The organism is Stenotrophomonas aracearum (genome assembly GCF_031834615.1).
GTDB classification, from domain to species: Bacteria; Pseudomonadota; Gammaproteobacteria; order Xanthomonadales; family Xanthomonadaceae; genus Stenotrophomonas; species Stenotrophomonas aracearum.
Window position 1 is genome coordinate 2,029,273 of the sequence record NZ_CP115543.1, and the last position, 22,563, is coordinate 2,051,835.

Annotated in this window: 18 protein-coding genes and 1 pseudogene; 7 read left to right on the top strand and 12 right to left on the bottom strand. The window is 64.8% G+C overall.

Annotated features, from left to right (window positions below):
- Positions 1 to 16 precede the first annotated feature (16 nt).
- The 4 genes from PDM28_RS09335 to PDM28_RS09350 all read left to right on the top strand — a co-directional run bounded on the left by PDM28_RS09335 (position 17) and on the right by PDM28_RS09350 (position 4,125).
- Complete coding sequence (locus tag PDM28_RS09335) at positions 17 to 373, top strand: hypothetical protein (RefSeq protein ID WP_293979347.1); 357 nt, start codon at positions 17 to 19, stop codon at positions 371 to 373.
- Positions 374 to 457: 84 nt separating this feature from the next.
- On the top strand, positions 458 to 901 hold the full coding sequence (locus PDM28_RS09340) for a copper-binding protein (protein WP_311184574.1): 444 nt from the start codon (positions 458 to 460) through the stop codon (positions 899 to 901).
- 28 nt (positions 902 to 929) lie between these two features.
- The gene (locus tag PDM28_RS09345; protein WP_311184575.1) at positions 930 to 1,310 is read left to right on the top strand and encodes a P-II family nitrogen regulator; all 381 of its coding nucleotides are present in this window, start codon (positions 930 to 932) and stop codon (positions 1,308 to 1,310) included.
- 91 nt (positions 1,311 to 1,401) lie between these two features.
- Complete coding sequence (locus PDM28_RS09350) at positions 1,402 to 4,125, top strand: NAD-dependent epimerase/dehydratase family protein (RefSeq protein ID WP_311184576.1); 2,724 nt, start codon at positions 1,402 to 1,404, stop codon at positions 4,123 to 4,125.
- Positions 4,126 to 4,414: 289 nt separating this feature from the next.
- Here PDM28_RS09350 and PDM28_RS09355 read toward each other — a convergent pair whose 3' ends face one another.
- From PDM28_RS09355 to PDM28_RS09410, 12 genes are all read right to left on the bottom strand, one after another.
- A complete protein-coding gene (locus PDM28_RS09355; protein WP_293979339.1) occupies positions 4,415 to 4,999 on the bottom strand; it encodes an MAPEG family protein in 585 nt (194 codons plus the stop codon).
- Between the two features lie 42 nt (positions 5,000 to 5,041).
- A complete protein-coding gene (lpdA, locus tag PDM28_RS09360; RefSeq protein WP_293979337.1) occupies positions 5,042 to 6,448 on the bottom strand; it encodes a dihydrolipoyl dehydrogenase in 1,407 nt (468 codons plus the stop codon).
- Positions 6,445 to 6,978 (bottom strand): signal peptidase II, encoded by a 534-nt coding sequence (gene lspA, locus PDM28_RS09365; protein ID WP_311184577.1) that lies wholly within the window; start codon positions 6,976 to 6,978, stop codon positions 6,445 to 6,447. The genes lpdA and lspA overlap by 4 nt, the downstream gene beginning before the upstream one ends.
- Positions 6,968 to 8,233 (bottom strand): sodium/calcium exchanger protein, encoded by a 1,266-nt coding sequence (locus tag PDM28_RS09370; RefSeq protein WP_293979333.1) that lies wholly within the window; start codon positions 8,231 to 8,233, stop codon positions 6,968 to 6,970. The genes lspA and PDM28_RS09370 overlap by 11 nt, the downstream gene beginning before the upstream one ends.
- 47 nt (positions 8,234 to 8,280) lie before the next feature.
- The gene (locus PDM28_RS09375; RefSeq protein ID WP_293979331.1) at positions 8,281 to 8,601 is read right to left on the bottom strand and encodes a P-II family nitrogen regulator; all 321 of its coding nucleotides are present in this window, start codon (positions 8,599 to 8,601) and stop codon (positions 8,281 to 8,283) included.
- Positions 8,601 to 11,726, bottom strand: a complete 3,126-nt coding sequence (locus tag PDM28_RS09380; RefSeq protein ID WP_311184578.1) for an efflux RND transporter permease subunit — start codon at positions 11,724 to 11,726, stop codon at positions 8,601 to 8,603. The genes PDM28_RS09375 and PDM28_RS09380 overlap by 1 nt, the downstream gene beginning before the upstream one ends.
- A gap of 40 nt (positions 11,727 to 11,766) precedes the next feature.
- On the bottom strand, positions 11,767 to 12,945 hold the full coding sequence (locus PDM28_RS09385) for an efflux RND transporter periplasmic adaptor subunit (RefSeq protein WP_311184579.1): 1,179 nt from the start codon (positions 12,943 to 12,945) through the stop codon (positions 11,767 to 11,769).
- Entirely contained in the window at positions 12,942 to 14,228 is a 1,287-nt protein-coding gene (locus tag PDM28_RS09390) for a TolC family protein (RefSeq protein ID WP_293979325.1), read from the bottom strand. The genes PDM28_RS09385 and PDM28_RS09390 overlap by 4 nt, the downstream gene beginning before the upstream one ends.
- A gap of 62 nt (positions 14,229 to 14,290) precedes the next feature.
- The gene (locus tag PDM28_RS09395; RefSeq protein WP_311184580.1) at positions 14,291 to 14,650 is read right to left on the bottom strand and encodes a hypothetical protein; all 360 of its coding nucleotides are present in this window, start codon (positions 14,648 to 14,650) and stop codon (positions 14,291 to 14,293) included.
- A 67-nt stretch (positions 14,651 to 14,717) separates the two neighbouring features.
- Positions 14,718 to 15,038, bottom strand: coding sequence for a DUF3703 domain-containing protein (locus PDM28_RS09400; RefSeq protein WP_293979321.1), 321 nt, complete (start codon positions 15,036 to 15,038; stop codon positions 14,718 to 14,720).
- Between the two features lie 43 nt (positions 15,039 to 15,081).
- Positions 15,082 to 17,466 (bottom strand): heavy metal translocating P-type ATPase, encoded by a 2,385-nt coding sequence (locus PDM28_RS09405; protein ID WP_311184581.1) that lies wholly within the window; start codon positions 17,464 to 17,466, stop codon positions 15,082 to 15,084.
- Between the two features lie 6 nt (positions 17,467 to 17,472).
- On the bottom strand, positions 17,473 to 19,431 hold the full coding sequence (locus tag PDM28_RS09410) for a cytochrome c/FTR1 family iron permease (RefSeq protein ID WP_293979317.1): 1,959 nt from the start codon (positions 19,429 to 19,431) through the stop codon (positions 17,473 to 17,475).
- 105 nt (positions 19,432 to 19,536) lie between these two features.
- Here PDM28_RS09410 and PDM28_RS09415 point away from each other — a divergent pair, with 105 nt between their 5' ends.
- The 3 genes and pseudogenes from PDM28_RS09415 to PDM28_RS09425 all read left to right on the top strand — a co-directional run.
- The gene (locus PDM28_RS09415) at positions 19,537 to 19,944 is read left to right on the top strand and encodes a MerR family transcriptional regulator (protein WP_311184582.1); all 408 of its coding nucleotides are present in this window, start codon (positions 19,537 to 19,539) and stop codon (positions 19,942 to 19,944) included.
- A gap of 5 nt (positions 19,945 to 19,949) precedes the next feature.
- The gene (locus PDM28_RS09420) at positions 19,950 to 21,596 is read left to right on the top strand and encodes an NAD+ synthase (RefSeq protein ID WP_293979313.1); all 1,647 of its coding nucleotides are present in this window, start codon (positions 19,950 to 19,952) and stop codon (positions 21,594 to 21,596) included.
- Between the two features lie 17 nt (positions 21,597 to 21,613).
- Positions 21,614 to 22,561, top strand: a pseudogene (locus PDM28_RS09425) (site-specific integrase); the annotation flags it as partial.
- Positions 22,562 to 22,563 lie beyond the last annotated feature (2 nt).

Here is a 22,563-nt window from a genome sequence, read left to right on the forward strand (position 1 = left end):
CTATAGGAGATTCGTCATGAAACGTTCCCTCGTCATCGCTCTTCTCACCATCGTCGGCGGGTTGATGAGCGCCTGCACCTCATTGAATCCGGCGTACCGGCTCGGCACGGTCTCGACCGTGTCGGGCAGCGATCTTCAGGTGTGCTCCGGCCCGAAAGACACCCCGCCCATCGCCGGACAGGCCGTGCAACTGTTGCGGCGCGAGCAGTTCGGTAATCCGAAGTTTGCGCCCACCTTCCGCGAGCGCCGTGTCGGTACGGCGGAAATCGGTACGTCGGTCTCCGGACGCTGCGTGGAAGCTCGTTTGGTGCAAGGCAAGGCACGCCGATACGACCAGGTATTCCCCGCGCTGGGAGATGCCACGCCCAAGTGAAATCGCTTCTTCGTTTCGTGGCAGCCGAATGTGCCGCCACCGTGTGCTGTTCAAATCCCGCTCACCCAACCAAAGGAGATCCACATGAAACTTCAAGCCGTTCTGTTTTCCACCGTCCTGCTGGCCGCCTGTTCGCAACAGCCCGGCAACGCGGAAGATCAACCCATGCCCGAGGCAACGCAGCAGCCGATGCCGAATGAAGCGCCGTCCTCCGCCGACACAACGGCCACCGCAGCCCCAAGCGCCGCCGACATGCAGATGTCGGAAGCCGAGCACAAGCAAATGGCTGGAAATGCGGCGGCCACGATGGCGATGGCCACCGGCATCATTGAGTCGGTGGACACCGGTGCCGGCAAGATCACCATCGCCCACGGTCCGGTCGAGGCATTGAAGTGGCCGGCGATGACCATGGCGTTCAAGGCATCGCCGGAACAACTGGCGTCGGCAAAGCCCGGTCAGAAGGTGGAGTTCGAGTTCGAGTCCAAAGGCATGGACAACACCATCACTCGCATCAAACCGATGAAATAGGTCGCCACCTCAATCCGAAAGGCGGCCCATGGCCGTCTTTTCGGTCCTCGCATTGGAGGAGATTCGCATGATGAACTTCAAACATGTGGTTGCCATCGTCAGGCCTGATGTGCTGACGGCGCTGGAGGGAGCGCTTCGGGATCTGGGAATACGCGGGATGACCGTGATCAAGGTCCGCGGCATGGGCGAGCACGACGGCGTCGATTTTCTATCGCGCGATCATCTGTCCGACTACCTCAAGATGGAGTTCTACGTCGAAGCAGCGAAGGCGGATGCCCTGATCCGCACCATCATGGAGATCGCCCGTTCCGACCTGCCGGGCGCAGGCATCGTGGCGGTCAAGCCGGTCGAGTGGTTTTCTCGCGTCCCGGAAGGCGGCGACACGTTGCCCGATGTGTTTGTTGGCTAGCAGGGACCGTACAGGAGGGCTTCACGCATCCTCGTACGGCCTGGGTCTGTAATGCCATCCACATCGGCTGTTACGTTATGGAGCATTGATCATGAGCAACGAGCAACGCGAGGTCGTGGTCGTCACTGGCAGCGGTGGCTTCATCGGTGCGGCGGTGGTCAACAAGCTCGCGCAGCGGTATCGGGTCGTGGGCTTCGACCGCGGCGTTTCCACACATCCTCCGGCGGTCGCCGAATGTGTCTGCGTCGATGTGACCTCCGATTCCAGCGTGGCCGCCGGCATGGAACGCCTGCGAGCGGCTTACGGCGATCGCATCGCCTCGGTGATTCACCTTGCCGCCTATTTCGACCTCAGCGGCGAACCCAGTCCGCTGTATGAGGCGGTGACTGTCCGGGGTACCGAGCGACTGCTGCGGGCATTTCAGGACTTCGAGCTGGAGCAGTTCGTATTCGTCAGCACAATGCTGGTGCATGCGCCTACCGAACCGGGCGCGCCGATCAACGAAGATGCGCCGTTGGATCCCAAGTTCCCGTACCGGGCGTCGAAGATCCGCACCGAACAGCTGTTACGGGAGCAGCACTGGGATATTCCGATCGTGCTCGTCCGGCCAGCAGGTGTATACGACGATCGCGGCCGCTCGGCATTCCTCGCCCAGCAGATCGCTCGGATCTACGAGCGCCAGCTGTCGAGCCATTTCTATCCGGGCGACGTTGCTACCGGCCAGCCGTTTCTGCATCTGGACGACTTGGTTGACGCGCTCGTGCGCATCGTCGAGCGACGCGCGCAGTTGCCGCCGGACTTGCCACTGCTACTCGCCGAACAGGACGCTCCGAGCTTCGACCGACTGCAGCACGAGCTCGGATGCCTGATCCACGGTGAAGCGTGGACGACTCACGAGGTACCCAGGACGCTGGCGCAGACCGGTGTCTGGATTGAAACGCAGGTGCTGCGCGAAGAACCGTTCATCCGACCCTGGATGATCGAGATTTCCGACGACCATTACGAAGTCGACACCTCGCGCGCATCGAATCTGCTGGAATGGGCACCGCGGCACCGCTTGATCGAGGCGTTACCGACCATCGTGGCCGAACTCAAGCGCGATCCGGTCGGCTGGTACCAAGCCAACAAGCTCAATTCCGCCAAGGTGGCCGCACGCGGTGTGGAAGCCGAAGCGCAGGCCACGGCATCCGCGCCGGACGGCGATACCGCCAAGCCGGCCGAAGGCGCCTGCGGTCATGCCACGGGGTCCGACAAACCCATGGAAGGGCGGTGCGGACAGGCGATGGGAGACAAAGCCGCAGAAGGCAAATGCGGGCACGCGATGAACCAGGCGAGCCAGGTCGCCGAGGGCCGGTGCGGCCACGCGATGCAGGCGACGGCAACGAAAGCCGGCGACGACGGCATGAGCGGGCATATGGCCGGCATGCGCAAGCTGCACTTCAACCTGCTCTGGGTCCATTACCTCAACCTGCTGCTGGGTGCGTGGCTGATGACCAGCCCGGTCATTTTCGGCGGCGACACCGCCTTCAGCGATGCCGTATGGCGCGTGACGCAGGAACGCGGCCTGTCGGATCCGGCCCTGCGCAGCCAGTGGCTGGCCCGCAGCGACCTGTTCAGCGGCGCGCTGATCATGCTGTTCTCGATACTGTCGCTCACGCCGCGCCTGGCTTGGGCGCAGTGGGCCAATGCCGCGGTGGGGGTGTGGCTGCTGTTCGCCCCGCTGCTGATGTGGGCGCCGAATGCTGCGGTCTACGCCAACGATACGATGGTCGGCGCGCTGGTGATCACGTTCTCCATTCTGGTCCCGATGATGCCGGGCATGAGCATGGCGGGAATGATGGATTCCTCCGACATGCCACCCGGCTGGACCTATTCGCCGTCCACGTACCTGCAGCGCCTGCCGATCATCGCGATGGGTGCGTTGGGGTTCCTGATTTCGCGGCACCTGGCGGCCTACCAGCTTGGTCACATCGAAGGCGCCTGGGAACCGTTCTTCGCCGGCCTGCAGGGCCTGAACGGCACCGAGACGATCATTACCTCGGACGTGTCCAAGGCCTGGCCGATCGCCGATGCCGGCCTCGGCGCGGTGGCGTATCTGTTCGAGATCCTGATGGGCGCGATGGGCGGCCGGCAACGCTGGCGCACCATGCCCTGGATGGTGACCATGTTCGGCATGCTCGTGGTGCCGCTGGGCATCGTCAGCATCTACTTCATCATCATCCAGCCGATCGTCATCGGCACCTGGTGCACGCTGTGCCTGCTTGCCGGCATCGCGATGCTGATCATGATCCCGTACAGCCTCGACGAACTCGTCGCGATGGGCCAGTTTCTGACGCAGAGCGTGCGCCGCGGCGAACCGTTCTGGCGCACGTTCTTCCAGGGCGGCGCCCAACCTTACGACGGCCGCGATGCGCACCCGGATTTCGATGCGCCACTCGCGCAAGCCGCGCGCTCCGCGATCCGCGGCGTCACGCTGCCTTGGACGCTGCTCGTGAGCACAACGTTGGGGGCATGGCTGATGCTCACGCGGCTGACGTTCGACGCCGAGCCGCCCATGGCCGACAGCGACCACCTGGTCGGCGCGCTGATCGTGACCACCGCCGTGATCGCGATGGCCGAAGTGGCGCGCCCGGTACGCTTCGTCAACGTCGTGCTTGGCGCATGGCTGCTCGCAGCGCCATGGATGCTCGGCGGAGCGTCGATGCCCGCCACATGGAACAGCGTGCTGGTGGGACTCGCCATCATCGCGTTGAGCCTGCCGCGGGGTACGTGCAGCAAAGAGCATTACGGCAACTGGGACCGTTTTGTGGTGTAGAGATACAGCCGCGCTGTGCGCGCGTCGCGGAAGCAACACTTGCCCCCGTGAAGCGAGCGGCGCCTTGAACCGCTCCGTCCGCCCAAGACGTGGGTCTATAGGAAAGAAAGGCAGGTTTTCGCTCGCTCAGCGGCGGATATGGCGATTAACGCTCTGACTCGGCCGTCCACACAAGGAACGCCTCGGGCGCGATCCTCAACGGTGCAACTGCCGTCATTCTCGGCCTCTACGGAATGGAAGCAGCGCAGGTTGCCATGAGGAGCGACTATCGACAGCTCACGCGGGGCAACTACGCTATCCACAGTTCTCGCACTATCAGAAAGATGGCCCATGCATAGCCCAACAAAGTTGGAAGCACCGTCAGTACGAAGCCGAAGCCTCGGCCTGGTGCGCCCCTTTCATAGCCGAGGAAAAACGTCACTCGTCCTATGCCAAAAATCACCGTGGCACTGACGAGTAGCGAAAGCGCTGGCGCTGCAAGCACTGTGATCAGTGCTAGATACGCGCCGCTGGCCAACAAGGCTTGCTCCAGACTGTTCTGCAAGAACGCGATCCGGATCGCCAGGCGCGGACTAGGCGGACCGTATGCCGAGCCCCGAATGTCCTGGGCCGACCGACGCCGTCCTCGGGAAACCGCCCCGACGCCCACCGCCACCCAAATCAGTAGGAATACCTGCAGGCGAGCCCAGAACACGAACCGGTCGGTCAGCGCTTCGGGAAAATTGAAGTAGCGCGGCAGCAGTAAATAGCCCGCGAACAGTCCGACGAAACAGACAAGCACGCCCAACCCCGCCATCTTGAACAAGCCTCGGCGCTGAACGGCCAGATCAACGGGGGCGCCGGGTCTCAATTTGCCGGAAGTCTTTGTGTTCATGGGATGCCTCCGTTTCGCTAGTGGCGTGGCGGAAGTGAATGGCTAGACGTGCAGCGCCCAGTTGTCCACGGCCATCGCTGCCTCCTTGAGCGCTTCGGGCAAGGTGGGATGGGCATGGCAGCTGCGGGCGATGTCCTCAGCCGAACCACGGAACTCCATGGCCACTACGGCTTCGTGGATCAGCGACCCGGCCTCGGGACCAATGATGTGCACACCCAACACCCGATCGGTCGTGGCATCGGCGAGCACCTTCACGAAGCCCTCAGTCTGCGCCTTGGCGCGAGCACGGCTATTGGCGCTGAACGGAAAGCGGCCGACCTTGTAGCTCACACCGTCCGCCTTGAGTGCGTCTTCGGTCTGCCCCACGGAGGCGACTTCAGGCGCCGTGTAGACGACCGCCGGAATGGCGTCGTAGTTGACGTGGCCCGGCAGTCCGGCCAGTTGTTCGGCCAAGGCGACACCTTCCTCGGTGGCTTTGTGCGCCAGCATGGGACCGCCGATCACATCGCCAATGGCGTAAATGCCGTCCACATTCGTGCGCCAGTGCTCGTCGACCTGGATATAACCCTTCCGATCCCGTGTGATACCGATGGCGTCCAGTCCCAACCCGTCGGTAAAGGGCCGGCGTCCGATCGACACCAGCACATAGTCGGCGCGAATCTCCTCGCTCGGGCCGCCCTGGGCCGGTTCGGCCGTCAAGACGATTTCCTCGTCCTCGCTTCGCGCGCCCGTCACCTTCTGCGAAAGCAGGAATAGGAAGCCCTGTTCCTCCAGCACCTTGTGCAGAGCTTGAGAAAGCTCGGTGTCCATTCCTGAAGTGATGCGATCGAGATACTCGATCACGGTGACGTTTGCTCCCAAGCGCCTCCAGACCGATCCCAGCTCCAGGCCGACGTAACCTGCGCCGATCACCACGAGATGCTTGGGCACTTCCGGCAAGGCCAATGCGCCGGTGGAAGAGACGATGCGTGCTTCGTCGATCAGCACGCCGGGCAAGGTCGCGCTGTCGGAGCCGGTGGCGATGACGATGGAAGTGGCAGTCAGCGCCTGCGTGGCGCCGCTACTGTCGGTCAGGGTGACCTGTCCAGGCGCGGGTATCGATCCGGTGCCGACAAGGCGCGTGATCTTGTGCTTGCGCATGAGAAAGTCGATGCCATTGCCCAGCCCCGACACGACGTTGTCCTTATGCGTCATCAGCTGTGGCAGATTCAGCCGCAGACCCTCGAACTCGACGCCGTGTTCGGCGAACTCCGTGCGGGCGGCGATGAAGCGTTCGGAGGATTCGAGCAACGCCTTCGACGGAATGCAGCCGACGTTGAGGCAGGTACCGCCCAGCCGTTGGCGGCTCTCGATGCACGCGACGCGCAGCCCCAACTGGGCGGCACGGATGGCGGCGGGATAGCCGCCCGGGCCGCCGCCGATAATGACGACATCGTAGCGCTCGCTCATGCTCTGCTCCGAGTGGTGTTGCCTGAAGTACGATCTGACCCCAACACGCCGTGCAGCGCCATCGCGATGGCACCGACCACGATGGCCGAATCGCTGAGGTTGAACGCCGGCCAGTAGTAATCGCGCCAGTGCCACTGGATGAAGTCCACTACATGGCCGCGCAGCGATCGGTCGATGACATTGCTCAGCGCGCCGCCGATCACCAACGCATAGGACAGCGCAACCTTGTAGGCGGAGCGCGGTGTCTGGTACAGCCAGTAGGCCAGCAACCCGCTGATACCCAGCGCCAGGATCCCAAACACCACTTGCTGCCAGCCGCCGGCGTCGCTGAGGAAGCTGAAAGCCGCGCCGGTGTTGTAGCTGCGATACCAGTTCCACATGCCCTCGATCACCGGAACTGCGGTGTGCTCGGGCAGCGTGGCCAGTACCCAGTACTTGCTGGCCTGGTCCAGCGCAATCACCAGCGCGGAGACCGTCAACCAAATGAGGGCGTTGGGGATGGGAGCCGTGCGCTTGCGATTAGTGCTCATGCGGGCCCTCGTCGACGGCTGGACGCTTGTTCCATGCGGCGCCCACCAGCGCCGGCAACCGCCGGAAGTTGCGCGTCAGCAGAAGCACCGCCAGCCCGAGGTAGATCCACGCCATCGCGGTCAGCACGGCGATCTCTCGTGCCGGGGTGGCCTGGTAGAAGAACGCGAGCCCCAACTGGGTCAGGAACAGGACCGCCAGCGCGACGGCGCCCCAGACACTCAGGCGCAACTGCAGCAACAGCGCAAGGCCGAACAACGACTGCGCCGCAGTGAGGAAGAATTCTTCATGCTGGCGGGCATCCAGCGGCAGGCTCATCAGTTTTCCAGCTCCGATGCTCATCGCAATGGGCAACATGCCGACCAGCAAGGTCCATTGGTTGATCTTGTCACTGATCATCGTGGTCAGGCCGGCACGGGCGCGACCGTCGAGCACGAACAGGATCGCAATGGTCACCGCCGGCGCTTCGCTTGCCAGCGGCGCCAACCATTGGATCAGCAGAAACTCGTCGATGCCCAGGCGGCGACCGGAAGCCACCAGCGACTCGGCGAACGGCTCGGCGGACAGCAGGATCACGGTGGCCGCAACAACGCTCATCCCCCCCATCACCGCCCAGCGACGGGCGGGCGAGAAAGTGGCGATCACCGCGCCCGGACCCGGCTCCTCGTCCTCTTCTTCATCTTCGTTCTCGGCCCGCGATACACGCCACAGATAGGCACCGAACAACGCGCCCAGCACGATGAAGTCGAAGATTCCGATGCTGTTCTTGAGCACGATCACGAACGCGTACGCGCTGGCGGCCGCGAGGAAGACGATCTCGACCGAGTTATCCGCCTGCAAGGTGATGCCGCGCTGGCGCGAACGCCACCAGTGCAATCCGACCAGCAACGGCCAAGCCAGGCCGATCAACAAGCGGTTGGCGCCGGTCATATTGGCGGCTGCAAAAGCGACGTAGCCGGAGGCCGGATCCTGTCCTGCGCGGTAGGCGTAGTAGAAATCTACCGCGTACTCCGGCAGCACGGTGATCAACGCGACGACCGCGAGTACGAAACCAGTGGCGATGTACTTCTCGGCCGCTTCCGCCCCCCACGACAGCAGGAATCCCGCCGCCAGGATCGCTAGGCCGAACATGATGGCGTCGCCGATGGTTCCAGCACTGTTGCCGCTGAGGCGCAGGAACAGTGCTGGCAGCACGGTCACTACAGCCAGAGCCACGGGGACGATGAGTTCGCGGACAGTGCTAGGCGGTCGGGTCATCTCTTAAGGCTCCTATAGACGATGTCAATAAGGCGTGTCGCTATCGCTCACGTCTCGCCGTCGATGATGAACGCCTGTTCGATCGGGCTGACATAGACTGCGCCGGCCTCGGCGTGGCCCGTGCGACCGACGCGGCGGAAGATCTCGACCACGCGCGCGACCTCGTCGCCCTCGCAGAATAGTTCCATCTGCATTTCGCTGATCACCTGATCGCCGAACTCGACCGAGTACTGCTGCTCGCGCGCACTCAGGGCGCGTAGCAGGCCTTTGACGTCGAACAGGGAGAGCCGCCGGAACCCGGCGGCCTCCAGTTCATGGACCAGGTCGGCGACCCGGTTGCGATGCACGAAGGCCTTGATCTGCTTCATTATGCGTTCTCCTTGGAGTTGCGCTCGCCGGCCTGCCGTTCGGAGCGGTTCTCGAGCCATTCATACAGCACGGGCAGCAGCACCAGCGTCAACAGGGTCGAGCTGATCAGTCCGCCGACCACCACGGTGGCCAACGGCCGTTGGGTCTCGGCACCCACACCGCTGGAGAGCAACATCGGCACCAAGCCGAGGATCGCGACGCTCGCGGTCATCAACACCGGCCGCAATCGCAGGGCCGTGCCTTGCACAACGGCGTCGCGCACCGACAGGCCTTTCTCGCGCAATTCGTTGAGGAAGCTCACCAGCACGATGCCGTTGAGCATGGCCACGCCGAACACCGCGATGAAGCCGATGGCGGAGGGCACCGACAGGTACTGGCCGGTGATCGCCAATGCGATCAGGCCGCCGATGGTGGCGAACGGTACGTTGGCAATGATCAACGTGGCGTACTTGACCGAGTTGAACGCGGTATAGAGCAGCACGAAGATGAAGAAGATCGTGACCGGCACGATCAACGCCAGCTTCGCCAAAGCGCGTTGTTGGTTCTCGAACGCGCCGCCCCACTCGATCCAGTAGCCGGCGGGCAGCTGCACCTGTTGCTTGATCGCCGCCTGCGCGTCCTTTACGAAGCCGTCGATATCGCGGCCGCGCACATCCATCTGGATCACCGCGTAGCGCTGCAGCTGCTCGCGGCGGACGAACGAGTAGCCTTCGGCCACGCTGACCTCAGCCACCCGTGCCAACGGCACGATTGCGCCGGACGCAGTGCGCAGCGGAATCTGTCGTACCGCCTCCACCGACATACGTGCGGACTCGTCCAGTCGCACGGCGATGTCGAAGCGCTTGACGCCGTCCAGCAGCACACTGACCGGTTCGCCACCCAGACCATTGCGCACGATGGTCAGCACTTCCTCGGCGTTCATCCCGTACAGCGCCAACTCGTCGCGGTTGACTGCGATCCGGATTTGCGGCTTGCCGATGTTGGCTTCCAGCGACAGATCGGCCACCCCCGGCACCCCCTGCAGTACCTGCTTGATGCGGCCGCTCAGCTGGTCGAGCTGGGTTAGGTCCTCGCCATAAAGCTTCAGGGCCAGCGTGGCACGCACGCCGGAGATCAACTCTTCCACGCGCATCTGGATCGGCTGGGTGTAGCTCGGCACGACATTGGGCACCGCCTCCTCCAGCGTCTCCTGCATCGCGGCTTCGAGTTGCTTGATGTTGCGTCCCGACGTCCACTCGTCTTCCGGTTTAAGGGCGGTGTAGATCTCCATGTAGTTGACGTCGGCGGTTTCGCCCTTCTCGGCACGGCCAATCATCGCCAAGGTCGTCTCGACCTCCGGGAACTTCTTGAACGCCGCGGCGATGGTGTTGCTGGTCTGGATCGACTCGTCGAGCGAGGTCGACGGGATGCCGGTCACGCGCCACATGATCGAGCCTTCCTGCAACTGCGGCATGAACTCCTTGCCGAGGAACGGGAACAACGCCAGGCTCGCCACCAGCGCCACCACCGCGCTGATCACCACTACCTTTTTCTTCGCTAGTGCCTTGTCCAGCAGCGGCCGGTAGACGCGCTTGATCCGTGCGACCAGCCAGGTGTCACGCTCCGGTTTTGGCTTGAGGATCATCGACGCCAGTACCGGGATCAGGGTCAGGCTGAGGATCAACGAGCCGGCCATCGCGAAGGCGATGTTGAACGCCATCGGCTTGAACATCTTGCCTTCCAGACCTTCCAGCGCGAACAGCGGCAGGAACACGACGATGATGATGATGATCGCGAAGGCGATCGGGTTGGCCACCTCCCGCGCTGCCGCCAGCACCGCGGCAGTCTTGTCGACCTTTTCGCCGTGCTCTAATCGCTCGGCCATGATCCGGAAGGCGTTCTCCACCAGCACCACGGCGCCGTCGACCATCATGCCGATGCCTATCGCCAGACCCGCCAGCGACATCAGGTTGGCCGACAGCCCCATCTGTCCCATACCGATGAAGGCGATCAGCATCGCCAGCGGTAAGGTCACGATCACCACCAACGCCGAGCGCACCTCGCCCAGGAACAGGAACAGGATCACCGCGACCAGTAGCGAGCCTTCGATCAGCGCCCGCACGGCAGTTCCAACGGCCTTGTTGACCAGATCCGTGCGTTCATACATCGGCTTGAGCACCATGCCCTTGGGCAAGGCAGCGCGGGCGGTGTCGATCTTCGCCTTCACCGCCTCGACCACGTTCTTCGCGTTCTCGCCGATGCGGGCCAGCGCCTGGCCCATTACCACTTCCTGACCGTCGCGGGTGACTGCGCCGAACCGTGGCGCCGGAGCTTCCTCCACCGTGGCCACGTCACGCAGGTACACAGGCACGCCGTCCTCGGACTTGAGCACGATCGCACCGATATCGGCCGTCGACTTGAGCAAGCCCAAACCGCGCACCAGGAATTGCTCGCGGCCCACGTCCATGACGTTGCCGCCGACCTGGCCGTTGTTGGCCGGCACCGCGTTGATCACGTCGGCGAAGCCGAGACCGCGGGCATACAGCCGCTGCGGGTCGATCTGCACTTGGTACTGTCGTTCGCCGCCGCCCCAGGAGGTGACGTCATCGACACCGGGCGCCGTGCGCAGGATCAGGCGGACCGTCCACTCCTGCCAGGTGCGCAGGTCCATGTCGCTGATCTGGTCCTTGCTGACACCGGGGGCGCGCTCGACGGTGTACCAGTACACCTGACCTAGCCCCGACGTGTTCGGGCCCATGCCCGGCTTGCCATAGCCTTCGGGTAGCCGGTCGCCGATCTCCTGCAACCGCTCATTGACCAACTGGCGGGCGAAGTAAATGTCCATGTCGTCCTTGAAGTACACTGAGACATAGGACAAACCGAACAGACTGACCGAGCGGATTTCCTGCACCTTCGGCAAGCCGGCGAGCGCGGATTCGACCGGCGTTGTCAGCAGTTGCTCGACGTCTTCCGCCGCCAGCCCGGGCGATTCGGTGTAGACGTTGACCTGCACCGGGGTGACATCGGGGAACGCATCGATGGGGACGCTGCGCACCGCGCTGAGGCCAAGGAAGGCCACCACCGCGAATACGATCAGCACCAGGAACTTGTAACGCAGGGAGAGTTCGACCAGGCGATTCAGCATGGCGCACCTCCCGCGTGGGCGGGACAGGCATCAGTCGTCATCACTCTTCTCCCAACTGCGACTTGAGCATCTGCGACTTGATTGCGAATGCGCCTTTTACCGCTACCACATCACCGGACTTCAACCCCTCGCGAATGACCGTGCGATCACCGATCACTTCGCCGGCGCGCACCGCCACCGGTTCGAGCGCGCTTTCACGGTTGCGGCGGAAGACCACGGTGTCGCCCTGGAACTGCACCAGAGCTTCATTGGGCACCGACAGCGAGGTGGCGCTGGCGCGGCCGGAAATCGACTCGAAGAACACGTCAACGAAATCCCCGCCGTGCAGACGATCCCCCTGGTTCGACACCTCGATGCGCACTACTGCACTACGGGTGGCATCTGAGGTTCGGTGCGCAGAGCGCTGCACGGTACCGGTCAGGCGCTCACCTGCGAACACGATGGTGGCCTCCGATCCCGGCACCACGCGCGACACCGTGCCGGAGGGCAGTTTGGCGTCGACCCAGACCCGTGACTCGTCGACTAGACGGAACAACGCTTTACCCGGTTCGATGCGCTCGCCGACGACGAACTCGTCTTCGGTGATGCGGCCCGCGTGCGGCGCGGTCAACGTGAACTGGCCGTTGACGCCGCCCGAGGCGGTGCCGGGCAGGCCATAGGCCTGTGCCTTGGCCCGGGCCCGATCGACTGCCACCTTGGCCTCGCTGATGCGACGACCTGCCACGGCTTCGCGACCGAGCGCCGAAACCCGGCGCCATTCCTGTTCGGCGATGCGCAACTCGGCTTGGGCGTCGGACACCTCGACGCTCGCCAGCGTTACCAGCGGTGCACCGGCGCGGACCTCATCGCCGAGCTTGGCATGGCGGCGCACGACCAGGGCCTCGATCCGGGGCGTGATCAGCGTGGTGCCATAGGCATCGTCGACCACTTCACCGGGCGCCCGCAGTTCTTCGCTGAGTGCGGTCGTCTGGATGGCTTGCAACTCGATGCCCGCAGCCTTGAGGGCCGCGGCGTCCATCTTCAGCGGAGCCCCGACTTCGGCTTCCTCACCAGCCTCGCCAGCGCTGTCGGCGTCGGCATGTTCGGTCTCGGCCGATTCGGCGGCGGGCGCGCGGGCGGGCTTGCCTTCAGGCGATTTGCTGCAGCCGGTCAACACCAGCAACAGTGACACGGTAAGCAGGGACATCAGTCGGAACGGAACCATCGAATTCTCTCTCATGGGGTGCCCTCCAGGCCGGCCCAGCGTTCGAGCTGGCCGGTGGCGGCAAGGTAATCGGCGTAGGAACGCCACAGACGCGCTTCGAGTTCGGCGCCGGCGAGCTGCGTATCCACGGTCTGCTTGAGCTGTTGCAGGTAGTCGGCGGTGGACAGCTCGCCTTCGCGCCACAGCCGTTCCAGCAACGTGGTGCGGCGCTCGACGTCGGTGCCGCGGCTGGCCTGCCAGCGGGTCCAGCTCGATTGCGCCGCGGCATAACTGTCGATCGCGCGGCGTCGGTCGGCTTCCAACTCGAGGCGGACGCGTTCGGCATCGGCGGTCGCCGCGTCCGCCTCAGCCTGCGCGGCAACGACTTCGGCGCGGTAGGAGTTGCGCACGAACAACGGGACGGTCAGGGTGACTCCGTACACGTTCTCGCTGGGGCCGCCGAAATCGTATTGCTTGCGGCCGCCATAGGCGCCCAGCTTGGGATCGGCGATGCGATCGCGTCGTGCCACGGTGACTTCGCGTTCGGCCGCCAACGCGGTGGCTTGGGCGACCTGCCAGTCCGCCAGTTGGTCGATGCCGAGGTTCGTCCTGATCGGCGGCGACAAGGTTGCGGAGGGAAGCACGAGGTTCGCAAGCAGTTCGGGTGAACCGCCCACGGCACGAAATCGTGCTTCGGCCTCGGCCTGCTCGGCAATCAGTTGTGCTTGTTCGGCCTGCGCCTCGTCCTGAGCCAGCAGCGCCAGGTCCCGCTCCAGGCCGGAGATGTCGTCCGCGGCGAACTGTTTTTGCGCCAACTGGGCGAAGCGGCTCATCAACACCAGCCGCTTTTCGCCGGTGCGCACGCGTGCGGTGGCAGTCTGCAGCGCCGCCCAACTGCCGAACCACTGTTTGGCGAAATCGCGGCGACGCAGCCGAGCTTCGGCCGTGGCTAGATCGACGCGGGCGGCGGCGGCATCGCGGCGCACGCGGCGCTTGCCGCTGAGATCCAGGGTGAGATTCAGCCCGGCAGTAGAGGTCCGCTCCGAGCCTTCGTCCTCGGACGCCAATTCCAGTTCCGGGTTGTGGAGCGGTTGCCGGGCCGCGTCGAGGCGAGCCCGGGCGGCGGTTAGCTGTGCTTCGGTCGCCCGATAGGCAGGGTGGTGCTGCCAGGCCGACTGCAACGCCTCGCGAATGGCGGGCGGTGCCGCTGGCGCGGAGGAATCGGCCGCAGCGGCCGGCATCGATAGTGCCAGGGCCAACGCCATGGCGCAGGCCAACCGCACGGCAAAACGCCGTCGCGGTAAACGAACAAAGTGCATGGAGAATCCTCTGAGTCGACGACATGCCAACGGCCGGATTACCGAAGGCGAAACGCGGTCACTCAGGCGATCGGTGGCCTCAATTCCAGACGCAGATAGGTGCTGGGTGGTAGGCCGGACCGATAGCCGGCAGCGCGATCCGGCGGGATCGGGACTACTACGAGCACCGGGTTCGTCGGCAGCGCCGTCGCATGGTGGCAGCCACAATGGCTGCACGTGCCGGCAGGGGGGAACGAAGTCTTGGCAAGATCGCCCGCGTTTGTGTCCGTCGCTTGCACAACGACCCCATGCGTGTCGCCGGTACCGAAGTTTGAATCGGCGAAGTCGTTCTTCGCGCATGCGGCGGCCGCACCGACTTTCAGGGCAAAGATCAGCAGCACCAGCACCGCCAAGCGCGTGGAAGCGCGCAGGCGGGCAAGCATCGTGGTGCGGTTAGGTCGGGACGACATAACGGTCAACGATACCGGGCGTCAGTGACGTTATGAAATTTCATGCGGCCCAACGGCGCAGTTCGGGTGGAATGGGAGCGCTTTGAAAGGCACCTATCGTGGTGCCGCCGGTGTTGCCGCGCGGCATCCACAGCCAGGTGAACAACCCCACTGCAACGATGCGTAGCAGTTGCCCGACGATCTCCCCACCATCCCGATACCGGACTGCCCAGCGCAGGAAGGCGATGTGGCTGCGGAGGTGGGCCCACATGTGCGGCTGGCCGAGCACGTGCGCTTGCTCGAACAGGGCGTACGCCTTCGCCTTGTCACCCGATAGCAGCGCCGCATAGACGCCGTAGCGAATCAGCGTGGTAAGGCGCATCTGGACTTCCTCCTTGCTTCCAACCCAACAAAAGGCGTCTCGGTCATCGGCGCAGCAACCGCAACCCGTTGAACACCACCAGCAAGCTGGCGCCCATGTCGGCAAACACCGCCATCCACATGGTGGCCTGCCCGGTAAAGGTGAGCACCAAGAAGATCGCCTTGATGCCCAACGCCAGCACGATGTTTTGCATCAACACACTTGCCGTGGCGCGAGAGAGGCGCACGAAGGTGGGGATCTTGCGCAGGTCATCGTCCATCAGGGCCACGTCGGCCGTCTCGATGGCGGTATCGGTACCGGCAGCGCCCATCGCGAACCCGATGTCCGCCTGTGCGAGCGCCGGCGCATCGTTGATGCCGTCGCCCACCATGCCCACCGTCCCGGCCCGGGCCAATTGCTCGACCTCGCGTTGCTTGTCTTCCGGCAGCAGATTGCCTTGGGCACGATCGATACCGACTTGCGCGGCAATGGCTTGGGCGGTGTGCGGATTGTCGCCGGTCAGCATCAGGGTCTTGACGCCCAGGGCATGCAGCTCGGCGATCGCTTGGCGACTGCTGTCCTTGACGGTGTCGGCCACGGCGAACAGCGCATGCACGCGACTGTCTCCGATCAGCATCACCACGGTCTTGCCCTCGGCCTCCAGCATCGAGAGGCGGCGCTCCAGCTCCGGCGAGCTGACGCCCAGTTCTTCCATCAATCGGCGATTGCCCAAGTGGTAGGCCACGCCATCGATTTGACCTCGCACGCCGCGACCCGGCAGCGCGGCGAAGTCGCTGACCGCTTGCAGCATTACGCCGTCGGCCTGCGCGGCCAGCGCGACCGCCTTCGATACCGGATGGTCGGAGCGCGCAGCCAGACTGGCCGCCCATTCCCGCGCGGCGGTCGGCGCCGCTTCGTTCCAGGTCAGGAAATCCGTCTGCACCGGCTTGCCGTGGGTGAGCGTGCCGGTCTTGTCGAGGGCGAGCCATTGCAGCTTGCGCCCGCCTTCGAGGTAGACCCCGCCCTTGATGAGGATGCCGTGGCGAGCGGCGGCGGCGAGACCGCTGACGATGCTCACCGGGGTCGAGATGACCAGTGCACAGGGACAGGCGATCACCAGGAGCACCAGGGCCTTGTAGACCCAATCGAGCCACGGCCCGCCGACCACCAGCGGCGGCACGATGGCCACGGCAAGCGCAACCGCGAATACGGCCGGGGTGTACCAGCGGGCGAACTGATCGACAAAGCGTTGCGTGAGTGCGCGACTGCCTTGTGCGGCCTCCACCGCATGAATAATGCGAGCCAGTGTGGAGTTGCTCGCGGTGGCGGTCACGCGGAACTCGAACGAACCGGATTCGTTGATGGTGCCGGCAAAGACCGGATCGCCCGGGGCCTTTTCCACTGGCAGGCTCTCACCGGTGATCGGTGCCTGGTTGACGGTGGAACGTCCCTCCAGCACTTCGCCATCGAGCGCAAGCCGTTCGCCCGGTTTGACGCGCACCCGGCTGCCGATCATGACGTGCTTGGCATCCATCTCCTGCCACGTGCCATCGGTTTGCTGCACCGTGGCCCGTTCCGGCGCGAGGTCCAGCAGCCCGCGAATGGCGTTGCGGGCACGGTCCAGGGACTTGGCCTCGATCACTTCGGCCAGCGCAAACAACACCATCACCATCGCCGCTTCGGGCCAGTGCCCGATGAGCATGGCGCCGGTGACCGCAATCGACATCAACGCATTCATGTTGAGGTTGCGGTTGCGCAGCGCGATCCAGCCCTTCTTGTAGGTCGGCAGGCCACCCGTCAGGATCGCCACCAGGGCCAACGCCATAACGGACCAGTGATTGCCGTTGTTGAGCCAATAGATCGCTTCGGCGGCGATGGCAGCCACCGCGGAAATCGCCAACGGCCACCATTTCGTTGGGGTCGGCGCCGCCGGCGCCACGGCACCGGCGCCCTCCATGACGTGTGCTTCAAAATCGAGCGTCCTCAGCGCCGCCAGCACCTGGGGCAAGGCATCGGGCGTATGGCGGACCTGCAAGGTGCGTTGCACCAGATTGAAATCGAGATTCGACACCCCCGGCACCGTCCCAAGCTTGGCCCGGATCAAGGCTTCCTCGGTCGGGCAATCCATCTTGGCGATGGCCAGCGTCGTTGACTGGTCAGTCGGCGCCCCTTGAACAAGCACCGCACGCATGCCGATCGCGGCCAAGGCCTGTTCCACGGGCGTCAGCGACGGCAAGGCGTGGTGCACCGTCAGCAATCGCTGCACCAGATTGAAGTCCAAGCGCTCTACGCCCGGTACGCCTGACAGCTTGTTGCGAATCAAGGCCTCCTCAGTCGGACAGTCCATGTTCTCGATGCGGTAAACCGTCGAGGCGGGCGTGCGAAGGTGCGCCTCGGGGGCCGCCGCTGCGGCCGAACAACCACAGGTTTTGGAGTCTGCTTGGCTCATGGGGGCTTAGTCCTTGGTCGTCCGCACCGAGGCGGGCGAGCGCATGTTGAAGAGGAAGCCGATCACAGCAACGACGGCCACGGCCAACTGGGCCAACAGCGATTGCCAGGAGGGATAGACGCCCAGCCATTCGATGCGCGGGGCCGCCACCAGGGCCTGCGCGATCCAGCCCGCCTCCTGCAGGGCCGCGACGCCTTTGCCGACCAGGACCACGGCCAGCACCGCGATCAGGATCGAACTGGCAGAGAAGAACTGGCCGATCGGCAGCCGCTTGCTCATGCGCAACATCCAATAGGCCACCCCGGCCAGGACCAGGGCACCGGCCAGCAGGCCGCCCAAGATCGCGCCGGAGGCCTGTTCACTCCACATGGCGATGAAGAACAGGATCGTCTCGAACACTTCGCGGTAGACGGCGATGAAGGCGAGCGAAAACAGGAACAGGGCCGACCGCCGGGTCAGCGCGGCCGACATCTTGGCGTGCAGGTACTGCTGCCAGCGCCCGGCCAGGCTCTTCTGGTGCATCCAGATACCCACACTCAATAGGACCACCGCGGCAAACAGCGCGGACACGCCTTCGGTGACTTCGCGATTGGCGCCGCTAATGTCCACCAGATGCGTGGCAACGGCCCAGGTCAGCACGCCCGCCAGCAATGCACCGACCCAACCGGCATGGACGTAGGGCAGCACTTCGCGCCGCTCGGCCTTGCGCAGGAACGCAATCATGCCCACGACGATCAGCAGCGCTTCCAGTCCCTCACGCAGCAGGATGGTAAAGCTACCCAGGAAGGCTGTGGTTGTATCGGTGTGGGACGTTTGCAGTACCGCTTCAGCGCGATCGAACAAGCCGGTGATCTCCGCCGCCGTGGCGGTCACCTCGGCGGCCGGCGCACGGCGCCCCAACGCGTCGCGGAATCGGGCCATACCCGCTTCGATCTGGCGCATCAGAGCACGATCGCGGCTGGCCAAGGTCGGCTCCACCGGCTCCACACCGTCCAGGTAAGACGACAAAGCCAGTGTCTTGGCGTGCACTGCATCGCCGGCCGCATAGGCTTGCAAGCTGTCCGCCAGGCGTTGCCGCGCGAGTGCGAACGGGCTAGCCCCGACAGCGGCATGCGGCACCGCTTCAGCCGGGTGAGCACGCAAATACGCGGTGATCGCCTGCGCCTGTGCCACCGCCAACGTCTGGCCCAACTCGGCCTCGCTCGAACCGGACAGGGCGGCCAATGTCGGGAGCGCCTGATGCAGCTTCGGATCCTCTCGCCACAGGATTTCGCCGCGGCTGCGCGCCGCGTCGTCGTAGGCAAATCCCCCAACGTAGAAGGCCAGTGCCCAGCGGTCGGCTTCGGACAGATGGGCAAAGCTGGTCATGGCCGTGCCGTTCAAACCCTGCGAGATCACCTGATACAGCGCCAGGGGACTGCGCTGTGCTGCACGCTCCGCGTCGGTGAATGCGATCGGCCGCGGCGTGAGGCTAGCGGCTATGGGGCCATCTCCGCGGCCCTGGGCCCCGTGACATCCGGCGCACTGCTGGGCGTAAAGCGGGGCCGCGCTGGCCACGTCCGGCGGGGTCGTCGGTGCCGCCTCGATGCGGTAAACCGTCAGCAATTCGGCGGCCAGTGCATGCGCAGTTTTCGCGATGACTTCCGGTTCGGCGCGGGCGGCGACCGCCGCCTGCAGCCGCTCGGCCGAACTCACCAGCGCAGCTTGCTGCGGCGTCGCCGGGAGGCCGGCCACTTTCGTGCGCACCGTGGCCGCGAACTCCTGCATCTCGCTGTACTCACCCGGTTCGACCACTTGGCCGCCGCGCACGGCCCCGGCGTAATCCACGGCGATGTAATCGAGCAGCTGCCAGGCCTGCCGGGCTTCCGCCTGCGGGTCCGCCGCCCCGGCGACGCCGGCACTGAGCGCGATGATCAGGAGGGCGAGCGCGCAGTGACGCAGGACTTTCATCGAAAAAAAGGGCATTGCATGCGACCAGATGGGAGCCCATGGCGGCCAAGCGGCCAGGGCGTGGAATTTCGGAGGCCTCCAGTTTAGAGTCTGTACCTACTACAGAGTCAAGTAATGCGAATGACAATCAGTGACGCTGCCGCCGCCAGCGGCTGCCACCTCGAAACGATCCGCTATTACGAACGCGTCGGCCTGCTGCCCCGGCCCGGACGGACGCGCAGCGGCTACCGCCAGTACACGCCGGCCGACGTGGAGCGCCTGCGCTTCGTCACGCGTGGCCGCGACTTGGGTTTCAGCCTGGAGGAGATCCGCAGCCTGCTGCAGCTGGCCGAGGATCCGGCGCTGTCCTGCGCCGAGGTCGACCGGCTGGCGCGCGAACACCTGGACGATATCCAGACCAGGATTCGGGATTTGCAGCGGATGGCCAGCGAACTGGAGCGCACCATCGGCAGTTGCCGTGTCGGCCAGCGCGGGCAATGCACGATCCTGGAAACGCTGCGGCGATTCCCCGACCATTCCTCCCCCTGACGCCGATGACCACGCCACTTCGACTCGCGCTGGCGCAGTTCGATTTTCCCGTCGGCGATCTGATCGGGAATGCCGACCGGATCACGGCCTATATCGCCGAGGCCCGCGATATCCATGGCGCCGATCTGGTGGTGTTTCCGGAGCTCACGCTGAGTGGTTATCCGCCCGAGGACCTGCTACTGCGTCCCAGCTTCCTCGCCGAGTGCGAGGCGGCCGTCAGGCACGTCGCGGCGGCGGCCCGCGGCATCGTGGCGGTAGTCGGCTGGCCGGAAGCGGCCGGCGCCGTGGTCTATAACGCGGTCAGCGTCTTGCGCGATGGCGCTATCGCGACCACCTACCGCAAGCGCGACCTGCCCAATTACGCGGTGTTCGACGAGCGGCGTTACTTCGCCGTCGATCCCGACGGTAGCGCCTGCGTGTTCGAGGTAAAGGACGTTCCCATCGGGCTGCTGATTTGCCAGGACCTGTGGGGCCTGGAACCTCTCATTGAAACCGCGGCCGCCGGTGCGCAGTTGGTGCTGGTGCCCAATGCATCGCCCTTCGAGCGCGACAAGCACGCGGAACGCGATGCCTTGCTGGCCGAGCGCACGCGGGACACGGGCGTGGCGATCGCGTACGTGAATGTGGTTGGGGGGCAGGACGGCATCGTCTTCGATGGCGCCTCGCTGCTGGCCAACGCAGACGGCCACGTGCATCCAGCGGCCATCGCGTTCGAGCCGCATTGGCTGATCGCGGACTACGACGTCGAAAATCGCACTCTGCTACCGGTGTCGTGGCCGATCGAAGGCGACGAAAGCCGCGATGGCCTCGCTTGGCGGGCCGTGGTCCTGGGCACACGCGATTACTGCCGCAAGAATGGCTTTGACCGCGTTTGGGTCGGCCTATCGGGTGGCCTGGACTCGGCGGTCGTGCTCGCGATAGCGGTGGATGCGCTCGGCGCAGACCGCGTCACAGCCGTGCGTCTGCCGTCGCGCTACACCGCCGCGGTGTCGAATGACCTGGCCGACGAGCAGTGCCGCGCCATGGGCGTACGCCTGATGACGCTGCCGATCGAGGAGCCTTTCCAAGGGTACCTGGATGCCTTGGCGCCGCTGTTTGCGCAGGCGCCAGCGGATGCGACCGAGGAGAATCTGCAATCACGCACCCGCGGTGCGCTATTGATGGCCTTGGCCAACAAGTTCGGCGGCCTGCTGCTGACCACCGGCAACAAGAGCGAATACGCGGTCGGTTACACCACGATCTACGGCGACATGTGCGGTGGCTATGCGCCAATCAAGGATCTGTACAAGACAGAAGTCTCCGCGCTCGCCCGCTGGCGCAACGCCGTGGCGGGCGCTCCAGTGGTCCCATGGGGTGTGATCGATCGTCCACCTTCGGCGGAGCTGCGCGCGGACCAGACCGACCAGGACACCTTGCCGCCGTACGACGTGCTCGACGCCATCTTGTTCCGTTCCATCGATCAGGAGCAGTCGCGAGAGGAGATTGTCGCGGCAGGATTCACCCCCGAAACGGTCGACCACGTGCTTCGTCTGGTGCGCATCGGCGAATGGAAGCGGCATCAGGCGGCGCCAGGACCGAAGGTCTCGCGCCGCGCCTTTGGTCGGGAGCGGCGATATCCCATTACCGACGCGTGGGCCGACACGGCGGAATAGTCAGAAGAAGGCACGGCATGAGTGATATCGACCGTTACCTGCAAGCCGCCACCCGCGACAACACGCGGCGCAGCTATGCCTCGGCGTTGCGGCACTTCGAGGTCGCCTGGGGTGGGCACCTGCCGGCCACGGCCGACAGCGTGGCCCGTTACCTGGCCGAACACGCCGGACGGCTGGCCGTGAATACCCTGAAATTGCGCCTGGCTGCCCTGGCGCACTGGCATGCCGAACACGGGTTTGCGGATCCGACCCGGGCGCCGCTCGTGCGCCAGGTGCTCAAGGGCATCCAAACCCTTCACCCGCAGGAGGAGAAGCAGGCCACACCGTTGCAGCTGACCCAGCTGGCGCAGGTCGTGGACTGGCTGGACGGGGCGATCATCGCCGCTCAGGCGCGGAACGCACAGGCTGCGGATCTGCGTCATCGACGCGATCAGGCGCTGATCCTGCTCGGCTTCTGGCGGGGATTTCGCGGTGACGAACTGATCCGGCTGCGGATTGAACACCTGCGCCTGGTTCCCGGGGAAGGCATGGTCTGCTTCCTGCCGCACAGCAAAGGCGACCGTCAAGCCCAAGGCAAGACCTACAAAGTACCGGCCCTGTCGCGCCTGTGCCCGGTAGCCGCGACACGGGACTGGCTCGATGCCGCACAGCTGACTTCCGGCCCGCTGTTTCGGAGCGTCGGTCGTTGGGGCCAGATCGCCGACGCCCCCTTTCATCCCAACAGCTTGATCCGGTTGCTCCGGCAGGTGTTCCTGCACGCCGGATTGGCCAACGTCGAGGGCTACAGCAGCCATTCCCTGCGCCGCGGTTTCGCCGGCTGGGCCAACGCGAACGGCTGGGACGTAAAGGCGCTGATGGAGTACGTCGGCTGGCGCGACGTGCACTCGGCGATGCGCTATCTCGACGGCGGCGATCCGTTCGCGCGCCAGCGCATCGAGGCGAGCCTGCCACCACCGGCATTACTCAC